General features: G+C 74.6%; 15 protein-coding genes. 7 read left to right on the plus strand and 8 right to left on the minus strand.

Going from position 1 to position 19,701, the window contains the following annotated elements; genetic code table 11:
* Positions 1-26: 26 nt before the first annotated feature.
* Entirely contained in the window at positions 27-2,615 is a 2,589-nt protein-coding gene (pepN, locus tag Q0840_RS14505) for an aminopeptidase N (protein WP_298460596.1), read from the minus strand.
* Positions 2,616-2,749: 134 nt separating this feature from the next.
* Here pepN and Q0840_RS14510 point away from each other — a divergent pair, with 134 nt between their 5' ends.
* The 4 genes from Q0840_RS14510 to Q0840_RS14525 all read left to right on the plus strand — a co-directional run bounded on the left by Q0840_RS14510 (position 2,750) and on the right by Q0840_RS14525 (position 7,405).
* On the plus strand, positions 2,750-3,385 hold the full coding sequence (locus Q0840_RS14510) for a DsbA family protein (RefSeq protein WP_298460597.1): 636 nt from the start codon (positions 2,750-2,752) through the stop codon (positions 3,383-3,385).
* A 189-nt stretch (positions 3,386-3,574) separates the two neighbouring features.
* Positions 3,575-4,177 (plus strand): hypothetical protein, encoded by a 603-nt coding sequence (locus tag Q0840_RS14515; RefSeq protein ID WP_298460598.1) that lies wholly within the window; start codon positions 3,575-3,577, stop codon positions 4,175-4,177.
* 185 nt (positions 4,178-4,362) lie between these two features.
* Positions 4,363-6,186: a family 43 glycosylhydrolase gene (locus Q0840_RS14520; RefSeq protein WP_298460599.1), complete on the plus strand. Its 1,824-nt coding sequence runs from the start codon at positions 4,363-4,365 to the stop codon at positions 6,184-6,186.
* A gap of 622 nt (positions 6,187-6,808) precedes the next feature.
* The gene (locus Q0840_RS14525) at positions 6,809-7,405 is read left to right on the plus strand and encodes a L,D-transpeptidase family protein (protein ID WP_298460601.1); all 597 of its coding nucleotides are present in this window, start codon (positions 6,809-6,811) and stop codon (positions 7,403-7,405) included.
* 91 nt (positions 7,406-7,496) lie between these two features.
* Here Q0840_RS14525 and Q0840_RS14530 read toward each other — a convergent pair whose 3' ends face one another.
* Both Q0840_RS14530 and Q0840_RS14535 read right to left on the minus strand, forming a co-directional pair.
* Positions 7,497-8,885: a hypothetical protein gene (locus Q0840_RS14530; RefSeq protein WP_298460603.1), complete on the minus strand. Its 1,389-nt coding sequence runs from the start codon at positions 8,883-8,885 to the stop codon at positions 7,497-7,499.
* A 74-nt stretch (positions 8,886-8,959) separates the two neighbouring features.
* Positions 8,960-11,002, minus strand: a complete 2,043-nt coding sequence (locus Q0840_RS14535; protein ID WP_298460605.1) for a M13 family metallopeptidase — start codon at positions 11,000-11,002, stop codon at positions 8,960-8,962.
* Positions 11,003-11,164: 162 nt separating this feature from the next.
* Between Q0840_RS14535 and Q0840_RS14540 the strand changes: the two genes are divergently transcribed.
* Positions 11,165-11,614 (plus strand): ribose-5-phosphate isomerase, encoded by a 450-nt coding sequence (locus Q0840_RS14540; RefSeq protein ID WP_298460607.1) that lies wholly within the window; start codon positions 11,165-11,167, stop codon positions 11,612-11,614.
* Between the two features lie 39 nt (positions 11,615-11,653).
* On the opposite strand, the gene Q0840_RS14545 is transcribed toward Q0840_RS14540, so the two are convergent.
* On the minus strand, positions 11,654-12,946 hold the full coding sequence (locus tag Q0840_RS14545; protein ID WP_298460609.1) for a GNAT family N-acetyltransferase: 1,293 nt from the start codon (positions 12,944-12,946) through the stop codon (positions 11,654-11,656).
* Positions 12,947-13,035: 89 nt separating this feature from the next.
* Between Q0840_RS14545 and Q0840_RS14550 the strand changes: the two genes are divergently transcribed.
* Positions 13,036-14,133 (plus strand): PP2C family protein-serine/threonine phosphatase, encoded by a 1,098-nt coding sequence (locus Q0840_RS14550; protein WP_298460611.1) that lies wholly within the window; start codon positions 13,036-13,038, stop codon positions 14,131-14,133.
* 90 nt (positions 14,134-14,223) lie between these two features.
* Entirely contained in the window at positions 14,224-14,592 is a 369-nt protein-coding gene (locus Q0840_RS14555; RefSeq protein ID WP_298460612.1) for an MGMT family protein, read from the plus strand.
* Here the strand turns inward: Q0840_RS14555 and Q0840_RS14560 are convergent.
* The 4 genes from Q0840_RS14560 to Q0840_RS14575 form a co-directional block, all read right to left on the minus strand.
* Entirely contained in the window at positions 14,570-15,070 is a 501-nt protein-coding gene (locus Q0840_RS14560; RefSeq protein WP_298460696.1) for a CoA-binding protein, read from the minus strand. The two genes, Q0840_RS14555 and Q0840_RS14560, sit on opposite strands and share 23 nt — an antisense overlap.
* A 131-nt stretch (positions 15,071-15,201) precedes the next feature.
* The gene (locus Q0840_RS14565; protein WP_298460613.1) at positions 15,202-16,623 is read right to left on the minus strand and encodes an O-acetylhomoserine aminocarboxypropyltransferase/cysteine synthase family protein; all 1,422 of its coding nucleotides are present in this window, start codon (positions 16,621-16,623) and stop codon (positions 15,202-15,204) included.
* Positions 16,620-18,740 (minus strand): acetate--CoA ligase, encoded by a 2,121-nt coding sequence (acs, locus tag Q0840_RS14570; protein ID WP_298460615.1) that lies wholly within the window; start codon positions 18,738-18,740, stop codon positions 16,620-16,622. Before acs ends, Q0840_RS14565 begins: the two co-directional genes overlap by 4 nt.
* Positions 18,737-19,654: an ABC transporter permease gene (locus Q0840_RS14575; RefSeq protein ID WP_298460698.1), complete on the minus strand. Its 918-nt coding sequence runs from the start codon at positions 19,652-19,654 to the stop codon at positions 18,737-18,739. Before Q0840_RS14575 ends, acs begins: the two co-directional genes overlap by 4 nt.
* Positions 19,655-19,701 lie beyond the last annotated feature (47 nt).

Here is a 19,701-nt window from a genome sequence, read left to right on the forward strand (position 1 = left end):
CGGCAGGGCGGCTCACCGCGAGCGGATCAGCCTTGGGTGCGGTCGCACTCCTGAGCGGCCAGCGCCCGGCGGACGCCGTCGCGGTTCTCCACCACGAGGCGGCGCAGGCCGGGCAGGCGGTCGCCGAGTCCGTCGAGCCACGCGTCCGTGCGCGCGAGCACGTCGACGTCCGGGTGCGCGGCGAGGTCCGACGGGTACAGGCCCTGGACGATGTCCTGACCCATGTCGTTGCCCCGGGTCGTCCACACGTGCTCGAGCGAGTCGAAGTAGCGGTCGACGTACGGCAGCAGCAGCTCGCGGTCGTGGACGAACGTGAACCCGCCGATGGAGGTCTCGAGCAGCGCGTTGGGCAGCGCGTCGTCCTCGACCATCGACGCCCACGCCGCCGCCTTGGCCTCGGCGGTGGGGATCGCGGCCCGGGCGGCGGCCGCGGCGCGCTGGCCGGTCGCCGTGGGGTCGGCGGCGATGGCGTCCTCGATGGCGGCTGCGTCCGCCCGTCCGCCGGCGACGAGCGCGGTCAGCAGCTCCCACCGCAGGTCGGTGTCGATGGTCAGCCCGGGCAGGACGACGTCGCCCGCATGCAGCCGGGCGACGACGTCGACCTGCTCGGCCGTCGTGGCGCGGCCGCTGAACGCCTTGACGAGCTGGAGCTGGGCGTCGCTGCCGGCCGGGGCCGCCTGGGCGAGCTCCCACACCCGGTCCGCGGCCGCCGCGGACGCCGCCAGCCGGTGCTCGTCGGCCACGTACAGCTCCAGGGTGGTCGCGAGCTGGCGCAGCAGGACCAGGACCACCGAGGAGTCGGTCTCGTGCGCGATGTTCGCCAGCACGAGCTCGACGAAGTCCCGCCCGGGCAGCTCGCCGTCGCGGGTCATGTCCCACGCCGCCGCCCACACCAGCGTGCGCGGCAGCGAGGCGGTGAAGGACCCCAGGTGCGCCGTGGCGGTGGCCAGCGACTGCGGGTCGAGCCGGATCTTGGCGTAGGCCAGGTCGTCGTCGTTCACCAGGACGAGCGCGGGGCGCGGGCGGCCGACGAGGTCGGGGACCTCGGTGCGGGCACCGTCGACGTCGAGCTCGACCCGAACGGTCCGCTCCAGCCGGGTGGTGCCGCCGTCCTGCACGACGTCGTACCCGCCGATCGCCAGCCGGTGCGGGCGCAGGACGGGGTGCTCGTCCGGTGCCTCCTGCAGGACCGCGAAGCCCGTCACCACACCGTCGTCGTCGGTCGTGATCTCCGGGCGCAGCAGCGTGACCCCGGCCTGCTCCAGCCAGAGGCCCGACCACGCCGACAGGTCCCGGCCGCTGGCCGCCTCCAGCTCGACGAGCAGGTCGCGCAGCGTGGTGTTGCCGTACGCGTGCTGGGCGAAGTAGCGCCGCACGCCGGCGAAGAACTGCTCGGTGCCCACCCAGGCGACGAGCTGGCGCAGCACGCTCGCGCCCTTGGCGTAGGTGATGCCGTCGAAGTTGACCTCGACATCGGCCAGGTCGCGGATGTCGGCGACGATCGGGTGCGTGGAGGGCAGCTGGTCCTGGCGGTAGGCCCAGGACTTCTCCAGGGAGGAGAACGTGGTCCACGCCGTCGTCCACCGGGTGGCCTCGGCGGTGGCCAGCGTGGAGGCGTACTCGGCGAACGACTCGTTGAGCCACAGGTCGTCCCACCAGCGCATGGTGACCAGGTCGCCGAACCACATGTGGGCGAGCTCGTGCAGGATCGTCACGGCGCGGCGCTCGACGGTCGCCTCCGGGACCTTCGAGCGGAACACGTAGGACTCGCGGAACGTCACCGCGCCGGCGTTCTCCATCGCCCCCGCGTTGAACTCCGGCACGAAGAGCTGGTCGTACTTGGCGAAGGGGTACGGCCGGTCGAACCGCTCCTCGAAGAAGGCGAAGCCCGCCCGGGTGATGTCCAGGATGGCGTCGGTGTCCAGGTGCTCGGCCAGCGACCGCCGGCACAGCACGCCGAGCGGCACGGTCCGACCGTCGGAGCTGGTCAGCTCCCCGGACTCGCGGTGGTACGGCCCGGCGACGACCGCGGTGACGTAGCTGGACAGCACCGGCGTCGGGGCGAACGACCACACCGCCGACGCCACCGGCGCCGAGTCGTCGGCCACCGGCACGGGGTCCGGCGTGGGGGAGTTGGACACCACGGTCCAGTGCTCGGGCGCGGTCACCGTGAACGTGAACGTCGCCTTGAGGTCGGGCTGCTCGAACACCGCGAACACGCGCCGGGAGTCGGCGACCTCGAACTGGGAGTACAGGTACACCTGGTCGTCGACGGGGTCGACGAAGCGGTGCAGACCCTCACCGGTGTGGGTGTACGCGCAGTCCGCCTCGACGCGCAGCTCGTTCTGCGCCGCCAGGCCGTCCAGCCGGATCCGGGAGTCGGCGAACACCTCGGCCGGGTCCAGGTCGCGGCCGTTGAGCGTCACCGACCGGACGGTCGGCGCGACCAGGTCGATGAACGTCGACGCGCCCTCGGTCGCCGTGAACCGGACCACGGTGGTCGAGGCGAACGTCGTCGGCCCGGTCGTGACGTCCAGGGTGACGTCGTACAGGTCGACCGCGAGCAGCGCGGCACGCTCGCGGGCCTCGTCGCGGGTGAGGTTCTCGGCGGGCACGCGGGACTCCTTCGTGGTGGGCTGCCGCGGAATCATCCCATGCACGCGGGGGTTGGCCCATCGGCGACGCCGGCCACCGGCATGGCCGCGAGCCACACCACGAGCACGACAGTCCGCACCACCTGGAGGCATCCGTGAGCGCAGCACCCACCGACCGCACGTCCCCGGCCCGTCCCGTCGTCGACTTCTGGTTCGACCCCGCATGCCCCTGGGCGTGGATGACGTCGCGCTGGATGGACGACGTGTCGCAGCTGCGCGACGTCGACGTGCGCTGGCACGTGATGAGCCTGGCCGTGCTGAACGAGGGCCGCGACCTGCCCGAGGACTACCGGCGGAGCATGACCGAGGCGTGGGGTCCGGTCCGGGTGATCATCGCCGCCGCGCAGGCGCACGGGGACGGGGTCGTCAAGCCGCTGTACGACGCGATGGGGACGCGCCGGCACCCCGGTGGCCGCCGGGACACCGCGGCGATCATCGCCGAGTCGCTCGCGGAGGTCGGCCTGCCGGCCGAGCTCGCGGACGCCGCGAGCACCGACGCGTACGACGAGGCGCTGCGCGAGTCGCACGCCGCGGGGATCGGCATGGTGGGCGAGGACGTCGGCACGCCCGTCGTCGCGATCGACGGGGTCGGCTTCTTCGGCCCCGTGATGACCCCGGCGCCGACGGGTGAGGACGCCGCCACGCTCTTCGACGGGCTGCACCTGGTGACGCAGGTCCCCGGCTTCTACGAGCTCAAGCGCACCCGCACGCAGGGGCCGGTCTTCGCCTGACGAGCGGTCCGGGCCGCCGACCGGCCGCCGACCGGCCGCCGACGGGCAGAGCACGGGCGGGGCTGGGCGCATGTGGCCCAGCCCCGCCCGGCGTGCCAGGCTGTCAGCCGACCTGACGACCGCCGACCTCGGGGGACGGCGTGACGTCGACCGCCACCACGACGACGCACAGCTGGAGGACGACCACCGATGGACGAGTCGACGACGACCGGGACGACGCGCGGCCGGCGTGGTCTGGGCCTCGGCCTGACCGTCTTCATCGTGGTCGACGTGCTGCTCGTGCTCGCGGCCCTGGTCGCCCTGGCGGCCTACCTGTCGGGGCGGGACGACGGCGCCGCGCCGACCGCCGAGCCGACCCCGTCGGTCACCTCGTCCGCCCCCGACCGCGAGCCGACGCCGGAGCCGACCCCGAGCGAGCCGGAGCCCACGCCCAGCGAGCCGGGCGTCGAGCCGACGACCTTCGCGTCGCCCAGCGGCAACATCGCGTGCGACGTCTCCGTGGACGCCGCCACCTGCACGATCGCGGACAGCACCGCGGAGCCGGTCACGGTCGAGGGGTGCCCCGGCCCCGTCGGGCCGATCGTCACCGTGACGGCGGACGGCGCGAGCACGCCCTGCATCACCGGTGCGCTGCCCGGGCCCGCCGCGCCGGGGACGCCCGTGCTCGAGTACGGGCAGTCCACGGCCGTCGGCGACTTCACCTGCCTGAGCGAGACCACCGGCGTGACCTGCCGGCACGAGCCGTCCGGTGCGGGCTTCAGCCTCGCCCGCGCCGGGGTGCAGCTGTTCTGACCGCGCGCGTCCGACTGGCCTGCGCACGACCGCGTACGACCGGCGCAGGACCGGCTGACGCACGGGTCGCCGATGCACCATCCTGGGCGGGTCCTGCGCGCACGCTTGCGCGCAGGACGGCGCGCCGCGACGTCGCGGGGCGCTCCGACCGACGACACCGCCGTCGTCCCATCGAGAGGTGCACAGTGACCCCACGGTCCTCACGCATTCGCGCGCTCGGAGGTGCCCTGCTCGCGCTGGGCCTCCTCGCGCCCGTCGCGCCCAGCGCGGCTGCCGCCGTCCCGGCTGCCGTCCACACCCCGCAGGACGCCGTCGAGCCGGTGCTCGACACCAACTTCCCCGACCCGGACGTCCTCCTGGTGGACCGGACCTACCACGCCTACGCCACCAACTCCGGCGGCGACAACGTCCAGTACGCGACGTCGACGAACCTGACCCGGTGGACGCAGGGCGCCGACGTGCTGCCCGAGCTCGGGGACTGGGTCGGGGACTGCAGCTTCGCCCCCGGCGGAGAGACGGACCAGTGCGTGTGGGCACCGGAGGTCGCGGCGGTCGACGGCGGCTACGCGCTGTACTACACCGCGCGCGACGCCGCGTCGGGACGGCAGTGCATCGGAGCCGCGTTCGCCACGGACCCCGCCGGACCGTTCACGGCGCAGGACGAGCCGTTCGTCTGCCCGGCCGACCAGGGCGGGGCGATCGACGCCGCCACGTACGCCGAGGACGGGCAGCTGTACCTGCTGTGGAAGGCCGACGGGAACTGCTGCGCGCTGCCGGCGATCCTGTACCTCCAGCCCCTCTCCGGCGACGGGACCACGCTGACCGGTCCGCCCGTCGAGCTGCTGCGCAACGACGCCGGGGACTCCGAGCGCTTCGTGGTCGAGGCACCGACCCTGCTGACGCTGGACGGCACCTACTACCTGATCCACTCGGCGAACGACTTCTTCGGCGGGAACTACCGGACGCAGTACGCGACGTCGTCGTCGCTGACCGGGCCGTACACCGACCAGGGTGAGCTCATGACGTCGGAGATGTTCGGCGGCCAGGTGCGCGGGCCGGGCGGTCAGGACGTCGTCGTCGACCGGCGCGGTGAGCTCGCCATCGTGTTCCACGGCTGGGACGAGACGTGGAGCTACCGCGCGATGCACGTCAGCGGGCTCACGGTCGACGCCGACGGCGACCTCGACGTCACCGCGGCGGCCGACCTGTACGAGGCCGAGGACGGCGTCGTGTCGGGCGGCAGGATCCGCGGCGACAGCACGGCGTCGGGCGGTGCGGTCGTCGGCGGCCTGGACTTCGCCGACAGCTCGGTGACCCTCCAGGTCGAGGCGGACCGGTCGGGGCTGGCCGTGCTCGGCATCCGCTACGCCAACGGCTCCACCGACGCCGGGGCGGGCGTCCGCTCGACCGGGCTGCTGACCGTCAACGGCCAGGACGCCGGCACGGTGACGTTCGAGCACACCACCTGGGGCAACTGGACGGTGGAGGAGGTCCAGGTGCGCCTGCACAAGGGAGCCAACACGATCACCCTGACCAAGGGCGCGTACTTCGCCGAGATCGACGCCTTCTACGTCCAGCACGGACGGGTCGAGCGTGAGCCGGCCCGGCCGGTGACCGACCCGTCGCAGGCGGTCCGCGTGGAGGCCGAGTCCGGCGTCCTCACCAACGCCCGGGTCCGTCAGGACGCCGCCGCGTCCGGTGGTGCGGTCGTCGGCGGTCTGGACTTCCCCGACAGCTCGATCGCGCTCGAGGTCTGCGTGCCCCGGTCCGGCCGCACGACGCTGGCCATCCGGTACGCCAACGGCTCCGAGCGCGGCGGGTACAGCCTGGAGGCCGTGCACTCGCTCACCGTCAACGGCCGCGACGCCGGGGAGGTCGTGTACCCGCACACCCGGTGGGGCAACTGGCAGACCGTCGAGCACGACGTCGTCCTGCGCAAGGGCTGCAACACCGTGACCCTCACCCGCGAGGCGTGGTTCGCCGAGATCGACGCGGTGGACGCCTACTGACCCTCGTGCCGGACGGACCCGTCCCGACGGTGTGCACCGCCGGGCCGGGTCCGTCCGTGCGTGGGCCCCCGTGTCCGCTCCTCGACGGCGCGGTGTGTCAGCCTGGTACCGGTGCCCGACGGCGCCCGGCGCCACCGCCGCGCGCTGCAAGAGTCGTGGGTGACGCGACATGGACAGGGTGGAGCGCACGCTCCGACGACGACGCCGGCCCTCGGGGGCCGGCCGGAGGGACGGGACGACCATGCCGGCGCAGGAGACGACCACCAGGCACCGCACCACCGGGCGCCGCGCACGCGCGACGGCGGCGGCGGTGGTGCTCGTGGGTGCGCTCGCCGCCGGGTGCACCACCGGCCCGGCGGGAGCGGCCGGGCCGGTGACCTCGCCCACGACCGGGTCGCCGACGCCGTCCGCGGAGCCGGGGCCCACGGTGACGAGGTCCCCGACCCCTGAGCCGACGCCGAGCCGGACGCCGACCCCGTCGCCTGAGCCGACGCCGACCGCGACGCCTTCACCGACGCCGACCCCTGAGCCGACGCCGGCCCCCACGGCGCCCGCTCCCGCTCCGGCGCCCGCGCCCGCTCCGGCGCCCGCTCCGGCGCCCGAGCCGCCCCCGGAGCCGCCCGTGCTGCGCCGCGGCGACGAGGGCCCCGCCGTGCGCACGGTCCAGGAGCGGCTGGCGGAGCTCGGCTACTTCATCACGGCACCCGACGGCATCTTCGGCGCATCGACGCAGCAGGCGGTGTGGGCGGTGCAGAAGGCGGCCGGCCTGACCCGCGACGGCCTCGTCGGTCCGGCCACCCGCGCCGCCCTGGACGCGGGCACCCGTCCGGCGGCCCGCACGACCACGGGCCGGGTCATCGAGATCGACCTCGACCGGCAGCTCGTGCTCGCCGTCGACGGCGGTGCCGTCACCCGGGCGATGAACGCGTCGTCGGGCAACGGCGAGCGCTACACGGCCCTCGGCCGCCCCCAGCGCGCGTACACCCCGACCGGCGACTACACCGTGGTCCGGCAGATCGACGGCATGCACGAGTCGACCCTCGAGCTGGGCTCGATGTACCGGCCCAAGTACTTCCGCGGCGGCTGGGCCGTGCACGGCTCGTCGTCCATCCCGCCGTGGCCCGCGTCGCACGGGTGCGTGCGCGTGTCGAACGCCGCGATGAACTGGATCTGGGACACCTGGGGCGCCCCGATCGGCACCCGCGTGGTCGTCTACTGACGGCCGGCGAGGCCCAGCACGTCGCCGCCGTCGGGGTCGACCGCGACGGGAGGTGCCGAGGTCGTCACGGAGCCGGCGGCCCCGGCCACGGTCAGGGGGAGCACGTGCTGTCGTGCGTCCGGACGAAGGCGTACTCGATCGTCGGCGTGACGACCAGCATGGTCTCGTCGTCCAACGGGTGCAGCGTCATCTCCTGCCCGTCCGGCAGCTCCGGCCACGCCGGCTCGTGATCGGCCAGCCGCCACAGGGTGCCGTCGAGGGGCCCGATGACGACGCCGTCGCACTGCGGTCGCGGGTGCCAGATGTAGCGGGCACCGCCTGGCGGCATGCCCGCGTGCCCGTCCTCCACGGCCGGCTCGGGCGTCGCAACGGCGTCGGTCTCAGGGTGGATCTGCTCGTCGGTGGCACGGGCGCCGGGCGCGGACAGGTCGACGTCGACCACCGTGCGCTCCCGCGGGGCCCCTGGTGGCGGGTCGCTGCGGCCGAGCTGGACGACGAACGCCCCGTGCGGCAGCCGTGAGCGCTCCACCGCGACGACGTACGAGTGCGGGTTCGCGTCGTCGGTGCAGGCCGTCGCCGGTCCCGCCCCGGGGATGACGATCGCGGCGTGCAGCGTCCGGCCGTCGACCACGACGTCGTCCAGCCGGATCGGACAGCTGCTGCCGTAGACGGCGCCGAACCAGACCGCGATCTCGCGCTGCCAGTCCACGGCCGGGGCGGTGCCCGGCAGACCGGACTGCTCCCACAACGCGGCGAGCTGCTCGTCGCTCGACGCGACGCCGGTGCCGTACGCCTCGCCGGCTCCCTCCTCGTGCCCCAGCAGGCGCCAGCCTTCGCCGGCGGGCTGCTGCTCGCCCTCGGGCACGATCTGGTCGGCCGGCACCACGTCGACGCACAGCGGCTCGCCCGCGAACGCCCGCAGCGCCGCCTCGGCCTCGGGTGACCCGACGACGCCGTGCAGCGACACGACGCCGCGCGGGACGGACAGCGCGGACCCACCGGTGATCTGGGCACCGGCGTCGCGCAGCGCGGCGTCGACCCGGTCGGACACCGCCCGCAGCTCCTCGAGCGTGTACGGGACGGCGACCACGACCACGCCCTGACCCGGGAACCGCTCGGCCACCTGCGCCTGCAGCGACGCCACATCGACGTCCGGTCCGTGCACACCGACGTGGATCCACCCGTGGTGGTCCCGGTCGTGCCACAGCTCTTGGAAGCCCCGCTGGGCCGACGCCCAGCCCCGGACGTCGTCGACCAGGTCCATCGCGTTGCCGTACCGGGGTTCGTCCCGGTAGAGCGACGGGTCGGCGGTCAGGGTCGGCCGTCCCTCGCACGCCGGGAAGCCGCCCAGCCCGCCCGCCGGATCGCCGACGGGCTGCCCGGCGGACTGCCCGGCGCAGCCGGCCAGCACCGCCGCGAGCAGCGCCACGGCGGCTCCCGGGGTGCCCCTGGTCCGCAGGGTGCGCACGGTTCGCAGCATGCCCGGCTTGTGTCGTGGCGGACCCGGATGTTGCACCGCCCGTCACGGCACCGCCCGTCACTGCGGCGCGGCTGTCACCAGATCCGCACGCGCTCCTGCGGCTCCAGGTACAGCGCGTCCCCGGGGACGACGTCGTACGCGGTGTAGAACTCGTCGACGTTGCGCAGCACCCCGTTGCAGCGGAACTCGTTGGGGGAGTGCGGGTCCGTGGCGAGCCGGCGCACGACCTCCTCGTCGCGGCCCGTGGACTGCCACACCTGCGCCCAGCCCAGGAGCACCCGCTGCAGCCCGGTGAAGCCGTCGACCACCGGCGCCTCGTCGAGCGGGGTGCCCAGCGCGATCCGGTAGGCCTTGATCGCGATCGACAGGCCGCCGAGGTCGCCGATGTTCTCCCCGATCGTCAGGGCACCGTTGACGTGGTGGTCGGTGCCCGCGAGCTGCGCCGGGACGAACTGGTCGTACTGGGCGATCAACGCCTTGGTGCGCACCTCGAACTCGGCGCGGTCGTCCGCGGTCCACCAGTCCTCGAGCCGGCCCTCGCCGTCGTACTTCGAGCCCTGGTCGTCGAAGCCGTGGCCGATCTCGTGGCCGATGACCGCCCCGATGCCGCCGTAGTTCACGGCGTCGTCGGCGTCGGCGTCGAAGAACGGGGGCTGCAGGATCGCCGCCGGGAAGACGATCTCGTTCATGCCCGGGTTGTAGTAGGCGTTGACCGTCTGCGGCGTCATGAACCACTCGTCGCGGTCGATCGGCGTGCCGATCTTGGCCAGCTCGCGGTCCTGCTCGAACGCGGACGCCCGCCGGACGTTGCCGACCAGGTCGTCCGGCGCGATCACGAGCGCGGAGTAGTCGCGCCACCGCACCGGGTACCCGATCTTGGGGGTGAACGCGTCCAGCTTGGCCAGGGCCTTGACCTTGGTGCCCTCGCCCATCCAGTCCAGGCCGGTGATGGACTCCCGGTAGGCCTCGACGAGCGTCTCGACGAGACGCGCCATCCGCTCCTTGTGCGACGGCGGGAAGTGCCGCTCGACGTAGACCTTGCCGACGGCCTCGCCGAGCACGGCCTGCACGAGCGCGACCCCGCGCTTCCACCGGTCCCGCAGCTCCTGCGCGCCGGTCAGGGTCCGGCCGTAGAAGTCGAAGTTCGCCTCGACCAGCGCGTCGGACAGGTACGCCGCGCGGGCGCTCACGACGCGCATCGCGAGCCACGCCTGCCAGTCCTCGATCGGCTCGGACTGCCACAGCGCGGCGAACGTCTGCGCGTAGGACGGCTCGCGCACGACCAGCCGGTCCAGCGCGCCGGCCGGGGCGCCGAGCGCGACCGCCCAGGAGTGCCAGTCGAAGCCGTGGGCGCGCTCGGCGAGCTCGCCGAGGGTCATCGGGTTGTAGGTCCGGTCGGCGTCGCGGTCGGCGACGACGTCCCAGTGACCGGCGGCGAGCTTGGTCTCCAGGGCGAGCACCCGCGCGGCGGCGTCGTCGGCGGCGTCGGCAGCGACGGCCCCGGCCAGGGTCAGCATCCGCGCGACGTGCGGGCGGTAGGCGTCGCGGACCGCCGCGTACCGGTCCTCGCGGTAGTACGACTCGTCCGGCAGGCCCAGGCCGGACTGGTACAGGTGCACCACGTAGCGGGTGGGCTCCTTCGCGTCGTTGTCGACCCAGAAGCCCAGCGCCCCGCCGACGCCGGTGCGCTGCAGGGCGCCCAGCGCGCCGGTCAGCTCGGCCTGCGAGGTCGCCCCGGACACCAGGCCCAGGTCGGTCGCCAGCGGCGCCGTGCCGAGCCGCTCCACCGTGTCGGTGTCCATGAAGCTGCGGTACAGGGCGCCGATCTGCGCTTCCACACCCGTGCCCTCGCCGGTGCCCTCGTCCGCGCCATCGGCGCCCGGACCGGACGCGGTCCCGGAGCCGGCGAGGGCGTCCGCGTGCGCCGCGGCGTCCTCGACGATCTCGCGCACGTGCTCCTCGGCGCGGTCGTGCAGCGCCCGGAACGCGCCGTCCATCGCCCGGTCGGCCGGGATGACGTGCTGGGCGATCCACCGACCGTTGACGTGCCCGTAGAGGTCGTCCTGGGGACGCACCGCGGGGTCGAGGGTGGTGGTGTCGATTCCGCTGCGTGCCATGTGCTGGTCTCTCCTCGTCGGCGGGTGCCGGTGGCGTGCCGGGTCCCATGCCCGTGGCCCGCCGACGGCGGCGGTGACCTGCGGGTGGCAGGCGGTCGCCAGGCCGTCGGCCAGCCTAGGCGACCGGGTCGCGGTGCGTGCGGTGTGCGGCAGGATGAGCGCATGCGCATCCACCTCGCCGCCGACCATGCCGCGTACGAGCTCAAGGAGCACCTCGCCGAGCACCTGCGTGCCGCCGGGCACGACGTGGTGGACCACGGCGCCCACGAGCTCGACCCGCTCGACGACTACCCGCCGTTCTGCTTCTCCGCCGGCGAGGCCGTGGTCGCCGAGCCGGGGTCCCTCGGGATCGTGCTGGGCGGCTCGGGCAACGGCGAGCAGATCGCCGCGAACAAGGTGACCGGCGTGCGCGCCGCGCTGGCCTGGAACGAGGACACCGCGCGGCTGTCGCGGGCGCACAACGACGCGAACGTGCTGTCGATCGGTGCCCGGCAGCACTCCCCGGACGCGGCGGTGGCCCTCGTCGAGGCGTTCCTCGCCGAGCCGTTCTCGGGTGACGCCCGGCACCAGCGGCGGATCGACCTGCTGGCCGCCTACGAGGCGCGTCGCTGACCCGTCACCGGCGCACCGTGCCGGCACCGCGCCGGACGGTCACCAGCCCCAGCTGCACACGGGGGCGAACGGCCAGCCGAAGGCCGTCGCGACCGCGGCCAGGCTGCCGGGGCGGTGCTCGGTGACCAGACCGGCCCGCTGCATGGCCACCAGCGAGCGGCCGCCGAGCAGCGCGGCCCCCAGCTCGCGCACGTCGACCGTGACGTCTGCCGGGTCGGTGCTGCGGGTGACCTCGGCGACGTGCCCACCGGCCACGTCGGGAGCCTCGGTGCGGACCCGCCAGCGGCCGGCGTTCGACGGGCGGCGCGCGTCGGCCACCTCGAGCACGACGTCGAACCCGGCGGCGTAGCGGCGCGCGGTCAGCGCGCCGGGCAGGTCGACGATGCGCACCCACAGGTTGTCCTGCAGGCGCGACGTCGCCGCGCGCGGGTCGACGAGGAGGTGCGGCAGGGCGTCGTCGACGGCGAGCATGCCGGTCTCGACGGTCGCGGTCAGGTCCAGGTCGAGCAGGAACGACCACAGCCGGTGCGCCGCGGCGGCGTCGACGGCGGCGACCTCGCGGATCCGCACGGCGCCGCGCGGGCGGCCGTCCTCCCACCGCTCCACCCGCCGCAACAGCGCGTAGCCGCGCACGTCCCGGCCGTCGGCGACGGTGACGACCCGCAGCGGCTCACCGCCCTGCCGCCACGCGGGCGGGTCGACCAGGTGCCGGCGGCGCAGCACGTCGGTGTCGCGCAGGATCCACCCCGGGCGCCCCGCACCCGCCGCCGCGTGCACCGCGTGCACGACGTCGTCGTGCACCGCGGGGTCGAGCGGCTCCAGGCGCAGGTCGAGCTCGGCCGACCCCGGAACCGGCCGCAGGGCGGCGCCGCGCGGGAGGGTGAGGTGCAGCGCGTCAGCCGCGCCGCCGTAGCCGAACCGGCCGTAGATCGCGGCCTCCGCGGCGAACAGCGCGGACACCGGCTCGCCGCGCCGGGCGGTGCGGTCCAGGTGCTCGGTGATCATCGCGCTGAGCAGGCCACGGCGACGGTGATCGGGCCGGACGCCGACCCAGGTGAGCCCGGCGGTGGCCACGGTCCCGCCCGGGACGGGCATCGCGAACGGGAAGGACGCGTGCACCGCGGCGAGCCGACCGTCGGGTCCCTCGACGCCGACGGCACGCGACCAGTCGAGGGTGACCGGGACGGCGGCGTCGACCTCCGGGTCGGACGCGAACCCGAACGCGAGCCGGTCCACGTCCAGGAACTCCTCCCGCCGCTCGCCCACGTCGACGAGCCGGTACCCGTCCGGGAGTGTCGTCATGCCGCCGTGGCCCGCGCCGCCTGTGGTCATGCCGCCATTGTGGTGGTCCTGGTCGCCCACGTGATGGTGCCGCGGGCGTCCCGTCCCGACCGGGGGTGGCCTCTGGGTACCCTCGCGACGTGACCACCCTGGGGTTCGCCGGCCCGCGACGCTCGCAGCTGGTGCGCCGGCTCCCCGCGTGGCTGGTGCGCGCCGGGGTGTCCCGGCAGACGGTGCTGACCGTCCTGCTCGTGGTGGCCAGCGGGCTGGTGGCGGTCGGGACCGTGGTGGCCCGCTCCTGGGTGCCGCCGTCCACGATGATCCTGCTCATGCTGGTGGCGGGCTACCTGCTGCGGCTGCGCGGGACGCTGATCGTGTGCGGGCTGATCGCCGCCGAGGTGCTCGTGCTGCACGTGAGCGGGCTGGGCCGGCTGCTCCCCGGGGTCGCGCTCGTCGAGGCCGTGGCGCTCGCCTCGGTGGTCCAGTTCGCGCGCCGCAACGAGCGGCTCGGCCTGCGCGGGGCGTCCGGCGGCGTCATGCTCGTCGACCTGCGGGACCGCCTCGAGGCGCACGGGCGGGTGCCCGCGCTGCCGGCGGGGTGGCGGGTCGACCACGCGCTGCGGTCCGCCTACGGCGAGGCCTTCTCCGGCGACTTCTTCGTCGCCTCCCGCGCCGCCGCCGGCGGGCTGCTGGAGATCGTCCTGGTCGACGTCTCCGGCAAGGGGCAGGACGCCGGCGTCCGGTCGCTGCTGCTCTCGGGCGCGTTCGGCGGGCTCCTGGGCGCGATGCCACGCGACAGGTTCCTCGCCGCCGCCAACGACTACCTGCTCCGGCAGGACTGGGACGAGGGGTTCGCCACGGCCGTGCACCTCGCGGTCGACCCGGCGACCGGCGACTACTGGATCGCCGGTGCGGGGCACCCGCCCGCCGTGCAGCGGCATGCCGGCTCGGGCGTCTTCGAGGTCCTGGAGACGGTCGGCGGTCCGGCGCTCGGCATCGTCGCGAACCCGCGGTTCCGCACCCACACCGGCCGGCTGCTGCCCGGTGACCTGCTCATGCTGTACACCGACGGCATGGTGGAGACCCCGGGCTCGGACCTGGAGCTGGGGATCGACCGGCTGCTCGGGGTCGCCGAGCGCGTGGTGGCGACGGGTCAGGGCGGCGCCGAGGCGCTGCTCGACGGCGTCGGCACCGGGGACTCCGACGACCGGGCGCTGCTGCTGGTCCACCGCGACTGACCCGCGACCGACCCGGGACCGGCCGGCGACCGACCCGTGACCGGCGACACACGTCGGCGGCCGACGCCACGAGAGGGACGGGACGCCACGGTGGACGAGGAGTACCTGGAGGCGGTCCTGGACCTCGTGGCCGCCGTCCCGCCCGGGCGGGTGATGACCTACGGCACGGTCGCCGACGTCGTCGCGGACGGCTTCGTCGCGGCCGGCGCGACCGCCCGCGGCGGGCCGCGTCAGGTGGGTGCCGTGCTGTCGCGTGCCGGTGGCGGGGTGCCGTGGTGGCGGGTGGTCAACGCGGCCGGTCGGCCGCCGGTGACGCACACCGAGCGGGCGCTGGCCGCCCTGCGCGCCGAGCGGACCCCGCTGACGTCCGACGGCCTGCGGGTGGACCTGTGCCGGGCGCTGTGGTGGCCCGGCGCAGGTCCGGTGACCGGCGGTCCTACAGCGCCCGACGGGAGCTGATCACCCCGGTGTCGAACCCGGCCAGGTGCAGCCCGCCGTGGAAGCGGGCGTGCTCGATCTTCACGCACCGGTCCATCACGACGTCGAGCCCGTGCTCCTGCGCCCGGCGGGCGACGTCCTCGTGCCAGGAGCCGAGCTGCAGCCACAGCGCCTTCGCGCCGACGGCGAGCGTCTCGTCGAGGACCGTCGGCAGGTCGTCGTGCTTGCGGAAGACGTCGACCAGGTCCGGCACGACCGGCAGCGCCTCGAGTGACGGGTAGACCGTGCGGCCGAGGATCTCGGTCGCGCGGGGGTTGACGAAGTACACGTCGTACGGCGACGAGGACAGCAGGTACGTCGCGACGAAGTAGCTCGCCCGGGAGGGGTTCGCCGACGCGCCGACGATCGCGATGGAGCGCGTGCGGCGCAGCAGCGCGAGGCGTTCGGGCGCGCTCGGTCCGAGCCAGGTCCGGGCCGGTGCCGCGTCCTCGCGCTGCAGCGGGCTCTGCTGGTCCGGCGGCGTCGTCGGCGGCGTCGTGGGCCCGCCGGTCGCGCCCGCGGAGCCGGTGGTGCTGGGCGCGTCGACCTCGCCGGGGACGGGACGGGCGCCGGGCAGGGCGCAGGAGTCGCTCATGCCGTCACCCCCTCGAGTGCGCCGGGCAGCGCCTCGTCGATCGCGGGGGCGGTGCGCCCCGTGCCCGCGATGCCGCCACCGGCGGCATCGGAGGCGTCGCCGGCACCGTCCGCGTCGGACGCCGTCGCGGCGGTCAGCGCCTGGTCGAGGTCCCACAGGATGTCCTCGACGTCCTCGAGCCCGACGCTGATCCGCACCAGGTCCTGCGGCACGCCCGCGACCGCGAGCTGCTCCGCCGAGAGCTGCTGGTGCGTGGTGGACGCCGGGTGGATGACCAGGGTCCGCGCGTCACCGACGTTCGCCAGGTGGCTGGCGAGCTGCAGCGACTCGATGAACCGGCGGCCCACCTCGCGGCCGGACCGGTCGGCGGTGTCGCGCAGCCCGAAGGCGAAGACCGCGCCGGGTCCCTGCGGCAGGTAGTGCTGGGCCCGCTCGTGGTGCGGGTGGCTGGGCAGCCCGGCCCAGTTGACGTAGGCGACCCGCTCGTCGGCCTCGAGCCACTCGGCCACGGCGCGCGCGTTCGCGATCTGCGCGTCCAGGCGCTGCGGCAGGGTCTCGACACCCTGGAGGAGGTTGAACGCGGACTGCGGGGACAGCGAGGGGCCGATGTCGCGCAGCTGCTCGCTGCGCAGCTTGGTGAGGAACCCGTACTCGCCGAAGTTCTCCCACCAGCTGACGCCGCCGTAGGACGGCACCGGCTCGGTCATCTGCGGGAACTTCCCGTTGCCCCAGTCGAACCGCCCGCTCTCGACCACCACGCCGCCGAGCGTCGTGCCGTGCCCGCCGAGGAACTTGGTGACCGAGTGGATGACGATGTCCGCACCGTGCTCGATCGGCCGCACCAGGTAGGGCGTGGCCAGGGTCGCGTCGATGACCAGGGGGACGCCCGCGGCGTGCGCCACCTCGGCCAGGCCCGCGAGGTCGGTGATCTCCCCGGAGGGGTTGGCGATGACCTCGGCGTAGACGACCTTGGTCTCCGGGCGGATCGCCGCCGCGTAGTCGGCCGGGTCGGTGCCGCCGACGAACGTCGTCTCGACGCCGAACCGGCGCAGGGTCACGTCGAGCTGGGTGACCGTCCCGCCGTACAGCGACGCCGCGGCGACGACGTGGTCCCCGGCGCCGACGAGGGCGGCGAAGGTGATGAACTCCGCCGCCATGCCGGACGACGTCGCCACCGCTCCGATGCCGCCCTCGAGCGAGGCGATGCGCTCCTCGAGCGCGGCCACGGTCGGGTTGCCGATGCGCGAGTAGATGTTGCCGTACTTCTGCAGGGCGAACAGGTTCGCGGCGTCGTTGGTGTCGTTGAAGACGAACGACGTCGTCTGGTAGATGGGGACGGCACGGGCGCCGGTCGTGGCGTCGGGGACGCCCCCGGCGTGCAGGGCGCGGGTGCGGAAGCCCCAGCGGCGGTCGGTCATGCGGTGGGTGTCCTCTCAGACGACGGGCTCGACGCGGGCGCGTGCAGGACGGTGTCGACCTGCGCGACGGCCCAGGGGTTCTGCAAGGAGGTCGTGTCGCCCAGCGGGTTGCGGGCCACCAGGTCAGCAAGCAGGCGGCGCAGGATCTTCCCGGACCTCGTCTTGGGGACCTCCGGGACGACGACGACGTCGCGGGGCTTGGCGATGGGGCCGATCTCGCGGGCGACGTGGTCGCGCAGCACGGCCCGCAGCCGGTCGGACTCGGCGCGCCAGGCGGCGAGGTGCTCCGGCCGCCAGCCGGCGACGTCGTCGGGGGCGGGCGCGGGCGGGACGGCCGGGACGACGAACGCGGCGACGGCCTGCCCGGTGACCGGGTCGGCCACCCCGGTGACCCCGGCCTCGCCGACGGCCGGGTGCGCGACCAGCGCCGACTCGATCTCGATGGTGGACAGCCGGTGACCGGAGACGTTGATGACCTCGTCCACCCGGCCCAGGACCCACAGGTGCCCGTCCTCGTCGTACCGGGCGCCGTCACCGGCGAAGAACAGGCCGCGGTCGGCGAACCTCGCCCAGTAGGCGTCGCGGTAGCGCTCCGGGTCGCCCCAGATCGTGCGGGCCATCGACGGCCACGGCCGGTCGATGACCAGCAGCCCGTGCTCGCCCGGGGCGACGTCGTCGCCGGCGTCGTCCACCACGCGGACCGAGCTGCCGGGGGAGGGGTGGGTCGCGGACCCGGGCTTGAGCGTCGTGACCCCGGGCAGCGGCGCGATCACGGCGCTGCCCGTCTCGGACTGCCACCAGGTGTCCACGACCGGGGCGGCGCCGGCGCCGAGGTGCCGGTGGAACCAGGCCCACGCCTCGGGGTTGATGGACTCCCCGACGGTGCCCAGCAGCCGGATCGAGGACAGGTCGTGCTCGGGCGGCGGACCGCCGGGGAACCAGGTCATGAACGTGCGGATGAGGGTGGGCGCCGTGTAGTACGTGGTCACGCCGTACCGCTCGATGATCTCGAAGTGGCGGTCCGGCGTCGGGACGGCGGGCGTGCCCTCGTAGATCACCTGGGTCAGGCCGTTCGCGAGCGGCCCGTAGATCTCGTAGGTGTGCGCCGTCACCCAGGCGAGGTCCGCGGTGCACCAGTGGACGTCGTCGGGCTTGGCGTCGAAGTGCGCCCAGTGGGTGTAGGACGCGCCGGTGAGGTACCCGCCGGACGTGTGCACCAGCCCCTTGGGCTTCCCGGTCGTCCCGGAGGTGTAGATGATGAACAGCGGCGTCTCGGAGTCGAAGGCCTCGGGCTCGTGGACGTCGTCCGCGGCGGCCATCGCGTCGTGCCACCACACGTCCCGCTCCTCGGTCCAGGGGACGTCGGGGGTGTCGCTCCCGGTTCTGCGGACCACGAGCACGTGCTCGACGGCGGAGCCGCGCCCGTCGGCGTCGGCGCCGGGCAGGCCCGCGACGGCGGCGTCGGCGGCGGCCTTGGTGGCCACCGCCTGGCCGCGGCGGAACTGGCCGTCGCTGGTCACCAGGAGCTTGGCGCCGGTGTCCTCGAGCCGGTACCGGACGGCCTCGGCGGAGAAGCCGCCGAACACCAGGGAGTGGATCGCGCCGATCCGGGCGATGGCCAGCGTGACGACGACGGTCTCGACCAGCACCGGCAGGTAGACGACCACCCGGTCGCCCGCGGTGACGCCCAGGGCCAGCAGCGCGTTGGCGGCCCGGGACACCTCCCGCTGGAGGTCGGCGTACGTGACCGTGCGCCGGTCCCCGGGCTCGCCCTCGAAGTGCAGCGCGACGGTGTCCCCGCGGCCTTCGGCGACGTGCCGGTCCACGCAGTTCACCGCCACGTTGAGCCGGCCGCCCAGGAACCACTGCGCGACCGGGACGCTGAGCTCGCCGTCGGGGTGCTCGGGGGTGGGCTCGCCGCGGGTGGCCGGGGACCAGGTGTGCGCGGTGTGCCAGCGCTGCGCCCACACGAGCCGGTCCGCGGCACGTTCCCAGAACGCGACCGGGTCCGCCTCGGCGTCGGCGTACGCGTCGGCCGTGACGTTCGCGGTCGCGGCCAGCGCGGGCGGCGGCGGGTAGGTGCGGTGGCGCGCCTCGGTGGGGGTGGTCGCGGTCACGACCACCGCCGCAGCAGGCGCTTCTCGGCCAGGCCGATGAGCGAGTCGGTGATCTTGCCGAGCAGCGCGAGCAGCACGATGGCGAGCAGCATGCGGTCGATCCGGCCGTTGTTCTGGGAGTCGGTGAGGACGAACCCGAGCCCCATCGACGACGCGATGAGCTCGGCCGCGACCAGGAACAGCCACGCCTGGGCCATCGCCAGGCGCAGCCCCGAGATGACGCTGGGCAGCACCGCCGGCAGCTGGACGGTCGTGAACAGCCGCGGTCCGCGCAGCCCGTAGGCACGACCCACCTCCACCAGGTGGCGGTCGACGTGGCGCAGGGACGCGGCGACCGTCGTGTAGACGGGGAAGAAGGACCCGATCGCGATGAGCGTGACCTTCGAGTCCTCGCCGATCTGCATCCACAGGATGAGCAGGGGGACCCACGCGAGCGACGGGACGGCGCGGATGGCGCCCAGCGTGGGCGCCATCAGCATGTCCGCGACCCGTGACAGCCCGACGACGGCCCCCGCGAGCAGACCGAGGACGGCGCCGATCGCGAAGCCCAGCAGGACGCGCTGCACCGAGATGGCCACGTGCTGGTACAGCTCCCCGCGCTGGGCGAGGTCGACGGCGGCCTGCACGACCGCCGTCGGGCCGGCCAGGCGGTAGGACGGCACGATGCCGGTGGCGGTGACCCAGTGCCAGACCGCCACCAGCAGCAGCGGCACGAGCGCTCCGCCGACGATGCGGACCCCACGGCGGTCCAGCCCGGAGCCCCGGGTGGGGGCCGTCGTGTCGGGATCGGCGCCGTCGGTGCCGGGCCGGCCGGTCCCGCCCGGCCGGCCCGGCCCCGCGTCGAACTGGTTCAGACCGGTCAGCGGACGGCCGTCTCGGTCGACGACGGGCCCGGTCCCGGTGGCTCCGGGGATGGTCATCGTGGGTCCCTTCGGCGCCGGTCGGCGCGGGCTCGGACGTG

The sequence above is a fragment of the uncultured Cellulomonas sp. genome (genome assembly GCF_947494015.1).
Classification (GTDB): Bacteria; Actinomycetota; Actinomycetes; order Actinomycetales; family Cellulomonadaceae; genus Pengzhenrongella.